Genomic DNA, 8,060 nt, shown 5'->3' on the forward strand with positions numbered 1-8,060 from the left:
TATGTTTTGTCATAGTAGACCTCATTTCTAACTCAAACGTCTCACACTTAATTCCACCATAAAAATCCGTTTTAGACTAATTTCCACTTTGATTAGGCAAGTGGAAATTACTTTGAGAAGTTACGAAGAAGGTTTTAGGGCCTTCTTTTTCCTATCAACTCTTTTCTATTTCCTGCCATTCATGTTATAATGGATAAATATGAAGAATCGGAGTGAGACTATGAAATACAAACGGATTGTCTTTAAGGTGGGGACTTCTTCTCTGACGAATGAAGATGGAAGTTTATCACGTAGTAAGGTAAAGGCTATTACTCAGCAGTTGGCTATGTTGCACGAGGTTGGTCATGAATTGATTTTGGTGTCGTCAGGTGCCATTGCGGCTGGTTTTGGAGCTTTAGGATTTAAAAAGCGTCCGACTAAGATTGCTGATAAACAGGCTTCAGCAGCGGTAGGACAAGGACTTTTGTTGGAAGAATACACGACCAATCTTCTCTTGCGCCAAATCGTTTCTGCACAAATCTTGCTGACCCAGGATGATTTTGTGGATAAGCGCCGTTATAAAAATGCCCATCAGGCTTTGTCAGTTCTACTTAGCCGTGGTGCGATTCCTATCATCAATGAGAATGACAGTGTCGTCATTGATGAGCTCAAGGTTGGGGACAATGACACTCTTAGTGCCCAAGTAGCGGCCATGGTTCAAGCAGATCTTTTGGTTCTCTTGACAGACGTAGACGGTCTTTATACTGGAAATCCTCATTCAGATCCAAGAGCCAAACGCTTGGAGAAAATCGAGACCATCAATCGTGAGATTATTGATATGTCCGGTGGAGCAGGTTCTTCAAACGGAACTGGGGGCATGTTAACCAAAATCAAAGCAGCGACTATTGCGACGGAATCAGGAGTTCCTGTTTATATCTGCTCATCTTTGAAGACAGATGCCATGATTGAAGCAGCTGAGGAGACCAAGGATGGTTCCTACTTTGTTGCTCAAGAGAAGGGACTTCGTACCCAGAAACAATGGCTGGCCTTTTATGCTCAGAGTCAAGGTTCTATTTGGGTTGATAAAGGGGCTGCGGAAGCTCTCTCTCAACATGGAAAGAGTCTTCTCTTATCTGGTATTGTTGAAGCAGAAGGAGCCTTTTCTTACGGTGATATCGTGACAGTATTTGACAAGGAAAGTGGAAAATCACTTGGAAAAGGGCGTGTGCAATTTGGTGCATCTGCTTTGGAGGATATGTTGCGTTCTCAAAAAGCCAAGGGGGTCTTGATTCACCGTGATGACTGGATTTCCATTACTCCTGAAATCCAACTACTCTTTACAGAATTTTAGAGGTAAACTATGGTAAGTACACAAGAACAATTTGAACAGGTACAGGCTGTTAAAAAATCGATCAATACAGCTAGTGAAGAAGTGAAGAACCAAGCCTTGTTAGCCATGGCTGATCACTTAGTGGCTGCTACTGAGGAGATTTTAGCAGCCAATGCCCTTGATATGGAATTTGCTAAGGGGAAAATCTCAGATGTGATGCTGGATCGTCTTTATTTGGATGCAGGTCGTATAGAAGCAATGGCAACTGGTATTCGTGAAGTGGCTGCTTTACCAGATCCAATCGGTGAAGTTTTAGAAACCAATCATCTTGAAAATGGCTTGGTTATCACCAAGAAACGAGTGGCTATGGGGGTCATCGGTATTATCTATGAAAGCCGTCCAAATGTGACGTCTGACGCGGCTGCTTTGGCTCTCAAGAGTGGGAATGCAGTTGTTCTTCGTAGTGGGAAGGATGCCTATCAAACAGCTCATGCTATTGTCACAGCCTTGAAAAAGGGCTTGGAGACGACTACCATTCATCCAGATGTGATTCAACTGGTGGAAGATACTAGCCGTGAAAGTAGCTATGCCATGATGAAAGCCAAGGGCTATCTAGATCTTCTTATTCCTCGTGGGGGAGCTGGTTTGATCAATGCAGTGGTTGAGAATGCGATTGTACCTGTTATCGAGACAGGAACTGGGATTGTCCATGTCTATGTGGATAAGGATGCAGATGAGGATAAGGCACTGTCTATTATCAATAATGCTAAAACCAGTCGTCCTTCTGTCTGCAATGCCATGGAGGTTCTGCTGGTTCATGAAGATAAGGCAGCAAGCTTCCTTCCTCGCTTAGAGCAAGTTCTGGTTACAAGTCGGAAAGAATCTGGACTGGAGCCAATTCAATTCCGCTTGGATGAGAAAGCAAGTCAGTTTGTTTCAGGCCAAGCAGCTGAAGCACAAGACTTTGATACCGAGTTTTTAGACTATGTTCTAGCTGTTAAGGTTGTGAGCAGTTTAGAAGAAGCGGTTGAGCATATTGAAGCCCACAGTACCCATCATTCGGATGCCATTGTGACGGAAAATGCTGGAGCTGTATCTTACTTTACAGATCAAGTGGACTCTGCAGCTGTCTATGTCAATGCCTCAACTCGTTTCACAGATGGTGGCCAATTTGGTCTTGGTTGTGAAATGGGGATTTCTACTCAGAAATTGCACGCGCGTGGTCCAATGGGCTTGAAAGAGTTGACCAGCTACAAGTATGTGGTTGCTGGTGATGGGCAGATAAGGGAGTAAGAGATGAAGATTGGATTTATCGGTTTGGGGAATATGGGAGCTAGTTTGGCCAAGGCTGTCTTGCAGGCCAAGACGGGCGATGACCTTCTCCTTGCCAATCGTAGTCAAGCTAAGGTGGATGCTTTCATCGCCAACTTCGGTGGTCAGGCTTCCAGCAATGAAGAAATATTCGAAGAAGCAGATGTGATTTTTCTAGGTGTTAAGCCAGCCCAGTTCTCAGACTTGCTTTCTCAATACCAGAGCATCCTTGAAAAACGAGCAAGTCTTCTTTTGATTTCCATGGCAGCTGGATTGACCTTGGAAAAACTAGCAACTCTTATCCCAAGTCAACACCGAATTATTCGTATGATGCCAAATACCCCTGCTTCTATTGGACAAGGAGTGATTAGTTATGCCTTGTCTCCTAATTGCAGGGCTGAGGACAGTGAGGTCTTTTATCAGCTTTTAGCCAAGTCTGGTCTCTTGGTTGAACTAGGAGAAAGTTTAATCGATGCAGCGACAGGTCTTGCAGGTTGTGGACCAGCCTTTGTCTATCTCTTTATTGAGGCCTTGGCAGATGCGGGTGTTCAGACGGGATTGCCAAGAGAAACGGCATTGAAAATGGCAGCTCAAACAGTTGTCGGCGCTGGACAATTGGTCCTTGAAAGTCAGCAACATCCTGGAGTTTTGAAAGACCAAGTTTGCAGCCCAGGCGGTTCGACTATCGCTGGCGTAGCAAGCTTAGAAACGCATGCTTTTCGAGGAACGGTCATGGAGGCAGTTCATCAAGCTTATAAAAGAACACAAGAACTAGGTAAATAAGAGGTAGTTTTATCTGCCTCTTTTATGGTGGTTGAAATGAGAAGAAAAAAAGATTGTCACAAACCCCTATTTTTTTGATAGAATAGAAGTAGTAAAAAAGAAATGAGTTAGACATGTCAAAAGGATTTTTAGTCTCTCTTGAGGGACCAGAGGGAGCAGGCAAGACCAGTGTTTTAGAGGCTCTGCTACCAATTTTAGAGGAAAAAGGAGTAGAGGTGCTGACGACCCGTGAACCTGGCGGGGTCTTGATTGGGGAGAAGATTCGGGAAGTGATTTTGGACCCAAGTCATACTCAGATGGATGCGAAGACAGAGCTCCTTCTCTATATTGCCAGTCGCAGACAGCACTTAGTGGAAAAAGTTCTTCCAGCCCTTGAAGCTGGCAAGTTGGTCATTATGGACCGCTTCATCGATAGTTCTGTTGCCTATCAGGGATTTGGTCGTGGTTTGGATATTGAAGCCATTGACTGGCTCAATCATTTTGCTACAGATGGCCTCAAACCTGATTTGACCCTCTATTTTGACATTGAGGTGGAAGAGGGACTGGCTCGCATTGCTGCTAATAGTGACCGTGAGGTCAATCGCTTGGACTTGGAAGGGTTGGACTTGCACAAAAAAGTTCGTCAAGGCTATCTTTCTCTTCTTGACAAAGAAGGAAATCGCATTGTCAAGATTGATGCCAGTCTCCCTTTGGAACAAGTTGTGGAAACTACCAAGGATATCTTGTTTGATAGAATGGGCTTGGCTAAATGAAACAAGAAGAATTAAAGGCTTGGCAGCCAGACCAGTTTGACCGCTTTGTCCGTATCCTAGAACAAGACCAGCTCAATCACGCCTATCTTTTTTCAGGATTCTTTGGAAGTTTGGAAATGGCGCAATTTTTAGCTAAGAGCCTCTTTTGTACAGATAAAGTAGGTGTGTTGCCATGTGAGAAATGTCGAAATTGTAAGCTGATTGAACAGGAAGAATTTCCCGATGTCACTTTGATTAAACCAGTTAATCAGGTCATTAAGACAGAACGCATTCGAGAATTGGTGGGTCAGTTTTCTCAAGCAGGGATTGAAAGCCAACAACAGGTCTTTATTATCGAACAAGCCGAGAAAATGCATCCTAATGCAGCCAATTCTCTGCTCAAGGTCATCGAAGAACCCCAGAGTGAGGTTTATATTTTCTTCTTGACCAGTGATGAGGAAAAGATTTTACCGACCATCAGAAGTCGGACCCAGATTTTCCACTTTAAAAAGCAAGAAGAAAAACTCATCCATCAATTAGAACAAGCAGGTCTGGTCAAGAAAAAAGCAACTCTTTTAGCCCAGTTTAGTCAATCGCGAGCTGAAGCAGAAAAGTTAGCCAATCAGGCAAGTTTTTGGACCTTGGTTGATGAAAGTGAACGCCTGCTGACTTGGTTAGTGGCTAAGAAAAAAGAAAGTTATCTGCAGGTTGCTAAATTAGCCAACTTGGCAGATGACAAGGAAAAACAAGATCAGGTTTTACGGATTCTTGAAGTTCTCTGTGGACAAGATATCCTACAAGCAAGAGTAAGAGTGATTCTACAAGATTTGCTAGAAGCTAGAAAAATGTGGCAAGCTAATGTCAGCTTTCAAAATGCCATGGAATATCTGGTCTTGAAAGAAATATAAACTCAAAAATGAACGATAAAGAAAGGAAAGGGCTGTTTTATGGACAAAAAAGAATTATTTGACGCGCTGGATGATTTTTCCCAACAGTTATTGGTAACCTTAGCCGATGTGGAAGCCATCAAGAAAAATCTCAAGAGCCTGGTAGAGGAAAATACAGCTCTTCGTTTGGAAAATAGTAAGTTGCGCGAACGCTTGGGTGAGGTGGAAGCAGACGCTCCTGTCAAGGCCAAGCATGTTCGTGAAAGTGTCCGTCGCATTTACCGGGATGGTTTTCACGTGTGTAATGATTTTTATGGACAACGTCGAGAGCAGGACGAGGAATGTATGTTCTGTGACGAGTTGTTATACAGGGAGTAGGCATGCGGATTCAAAAAAGTTTTAAGGGGCAGTCTCCCTACGGCAAGCTGTATTTAGTGGCAACGCCGATTGGCAATCTAGATGATATGACCTTTCGAGCCATCCAGACCTTGAAAGAAGTGGACTGGATTGCGGCTGAGGACACACGCAATACAGGGCTTTTGCTCAAGCATTTTGACATTTCTACCAAGCAGATCAGTTTTCATGAGCACAATGCCAAGGAAAAGATTCCTGATTTGATTGATTTCCTGAAAGCAGGGCAAAGTATTGCTCAGGTATCAGATGCAGGTCTGCCTAGCATTTCAGACCCTGGTCATGATTTGGTTAAAGCAGCTATTGAGGAAGAAATTGCAGTTGTCACTGTTCCAGGTGCCTCTGCAGGAATTTCTGCCTTGATTGCCAGTGGTTTAGCGCCACAGCCACATATCTTTTACGGTTTTTTACCGAGAAAATCAGGCCAGCAAAAGCAATTTTTCGACTTGAAAAAAGACTATCCTGAAACACAGATTTTTTACGAATCCCCTCATCGTGTAGCAGATACGTTGGAAAATATGTTAGCAGTTTATGGCGACCGCTCGGTCGTTTTAGTTAGGGAATTGACCAAAATCTATGAAGAATACCAAAGAGGAAAGATCTCTGAATTGCTGGAAAGCATAGCTGAAACGCCACTCAAGGGCGAATGCCTTCTCATCGTTGAAGGTGCCAGTCAGGATGTGGAGGAAAAAGACGAGGAAGACTTGTTCTTAGAAATCCAAGCCCGTATCCAGCAAGGCATGAAGAAAAACCAAGCTATTAAGGAAGTCGCTAAGATTTACCAGTGGAATAAAAGCCAGCTTTACGCTGCCTACCACGAATGGGAAGAAAATGACTAAACAGGGAAGTTTGCCTTCTTCCCTTTTTTTGTTATACTAGTAGAAGAAAAAATTAGAAAGATTTGTGGGAGTGAAAAAGTCCGGGGGACTTTTTCAGCCTGAGCCAAGAAACTTGAAAGCGAAGTAAGTCCTGTGGACTTTTTCAGCCTGAGCCAAGAAACTCGAAAGCGAAGTAAGTCCTGTGGACTTTTTCAGCCTGAGCCAGGAAATTCGAAAGCGAAGTAAGTCCTGTGGACTTTTTCAGCCTGAGCCAAGAAATTCGAAAGCTCTTAAGTTTGATTAGCTTTTTCAATGTGAACCTTGTCTTCACACTCCCAAAGAGGTATTAGTGTCGTGTCTCAATCTTATATCAATGTTATCGGTGCTGGTTTGGCAGGTTCTGAAGCAGCCTACCAAATTGCAGAACGTGGTATTCCAGTTAAACTTTATGAAATGCGTGGTGTCAAGTCAACACCTCAACACAAAACAGACAATTTTGCTGAGTTGGTTTGTTCCAATTCCCTACGTGGGGATGCTTTGACCAATGCTGTCGGGCTACTCAAGGAAGAAATGCGCCGCTTGGGTTCTGTCATTTTGGAATCAGCAGAAGCTACACGTGTTCCTGCAGGCGGTGCCCTTGCGGTGGATCGCGATGGTTTCTCCCAAATGGTGACCGAAAAAGTAGCCAATCATCCCTTAATCGAAGTAGTGCGTGATGAAATTACAGAATTGCCGACAGATGTTATCACAGTTGTCGCTACTGGTCCTTTGACTAGCGATGCCTTGGCTGAAAAGATTCATGCCCTTAATGATGGCGATGGTTTCTATTTCTACGATGCGGCAGCGCCTATTATTGACGTCAACACCATCGATATGAGCAAGGTCTATCTCAAATCTCGTTATGATAAGGGAGAAGCAGCCTACCTCAATGCTCCAATGACCAAGCAAGAATTTATGGATTTCCATGAAGCCTTGGTTAATGCGGAAGAAGCACCGCTCAATTCTTTTGAAAAAGAAAAGTACTTTGAAGGCTGTATGCCTATCGAAGTCATGGCCAAACGAGGTATTAAAACCATGCTTTATGGTCCTATGAAACCAGTGGGTCTTGAGTATCCGGACGACTACACAGGACCTCGTGATGGAGAATTTAAAACACCTTATGCGGTTGTGCAACTCCGTCAGGACAATGCTGCTGGTAGCCTCTACAATATTGTTGGTTTCCAGACCCACCTCAAATGGGGAGAACAAAAGCGTGTCTTCCAAATGATTCCAGGTCTTGAAAATGCTGAGTTTGTTCGTTATGGTGTCATGCACCGCAATTCTTATATGGATTCACCAAATCTTCTTGAGCAAACCTACCGTTCTAAGAAACAATCAAACCTCTTCTTTGCTGGTCAGATGACGGGTGTGGAAGGCTATGTTGAATCAGCAGCTTCAGGTTTAGTAGCTGGTATTAACGCCGCTCGTCTTTTCAAGGGAGAAAGCCAAGCTATTTTCCCAGAGACGACGGCTATCGGAAGCTTAGCTCATTACATCACCCATGCCGATAGCAAACATTTCCAACCAATGAATGTCAACTTTGGGATTATCAAGGAGTTGGAAGGCGAACGTATCCGTGATAAGAAGGCTCGTTATGAAAAAATTGCAGAGCGTGCTCTTAGCGACTTAGAGGAATTTTTAACGGGGTAAATTCCCAAACTAACTTCCACCGCTAATCCAAGTGGAAGTTAGTCTGATAAAAATCGTAAAAACCAGTGGAAATCCGTGTCAGGGTAAGTTCCGCTGGTTTTAATCATGCTTGATTTCATCG

General features: G+C 43.6%; 8 protein-coding genes. All 8 read left to right on the forward strand.

Features of this window, described 5'->3' with window-relative positions:
• The first annotated feature begins 220 nt into the window (after window positions 1-220).
• The 8 genes from proB to trmFO all read left to right on the forward strand — a co-directional run bounded on the left by proB (window position 221) and on the right by trmFO (window position 7,939).
• Entirely contained in the window at window positions 221-1,330 is a 1,110-nt protein-coding gene (gene proB, locus PCY12_RS10095) for a glutamate 5-kinase (RefSeq protein ID WP_301352796.1), read from the forward strand.
• 9 nt (window positions 1,331-1,339) lie between these two features.
• A complete protein-coding gene (locus PCY12_RS10100; protein WP_301352798.1) occupies window positions 1,340-2,602 on the forward strand; it encodes a glutamate-5-semialdehyde dehydrogenase in 1,263 nt (420 codons plus the stop codon).
• A 3-nt stretch (window positions 2,603-2,605) separates the two neighbouring features.
• Complete coding sequence (gene proC / locus PCY12_RS10105) at window positions 2,606-3,403, forward strand: pyrroline-5-carboxylate reductase (protein ID WP_301352800.1); 798 nt, start codon at window positions 2,606-2,608, stop codon at window positions 3,401-3,403.
• Window positions 3,404-3,516: 113 nt separating this feature from the next.
• The gene (gene tmk, locus PCY12_RS10110) at window positions 3,517-4,155 is read left to right on the forward strand and encodes a dTMP kinase (RefSeq protein WP_301352802.1); all 639 of its coding nucleotides are present in this window, start codon (window positions 3,517-3,519) and stop codon (window positions 4,153-4,155) included.
• Complete coding sequence (locus PCY12_RS10115) at window positions 4,152-5,042, forward strand: DNA polymerase III subunit delta' (protein WP_301352803.1); 891 nt, start codon at window positions 4,152-4,154, stop codon at window positions 5,040-5,042. The genes tmk and PCY12_RS10115 overlap by 4 nt, the downstream gene beginning before the upstream one ends.
• Before the next feature lie 39 nt (window positions 5,043-5,081).
• Window positions 5,082-5,399, forward strand: coding sequence for a DNA replication initiation control protein YabA (gene yabA / locus PCY12_RS10120; protein ID WP_000358228.1), 318 nt, complete (start codon window positions 5,082-5,084; stop codon window positions 5,397-5,399).
• A gap of 2 nt (window positions 5,400-5,401) precedes the next feature.
• Window positions 5,402-6,271: a 16S rRNA (cytidine(1402)-2'-O)-methyltransferase gene (gene rsmI, locus PCY12_RS10125; protein WP_301352805.1), complete on the forward strand. Its 870-nt coding sequence runs from the start codon at window positions 5,402-5,404 to the stop codon at window positions 6,269-6,271.
• A gap of 333 nt (window positions 6,272-6,604) precedes the next feature.
• Window positions 6,605-7,939 carry a methylenetetrahydrofolate--tRNA-(uracil(54)-C(5))-methyltransferase (FADH(2)-oxidizing) TrmFO gene (gene trmFO / locus PCY12_RS10130; protein WP_301352806.1) on the forward strand — a complete coding sequence of 445 codons (1,335 nt, stop codon included), beginning with the start codon at window positions 6,605-6,607 and terminating at the stop codon, window positions 7,937-7,939.
• Window positions 7,940-8,060: the final 121 nt, after the last annotated feature.

It is taken from the genome of Streptococcus sp. SPS1 (genome assembly GCF_030439915.1).
Taxonomy (GTDB): domain Bacteria; phylum Bacillota; class Bacilli; order Lactobacillales; family Streptococcaceae; genus Streptococcus.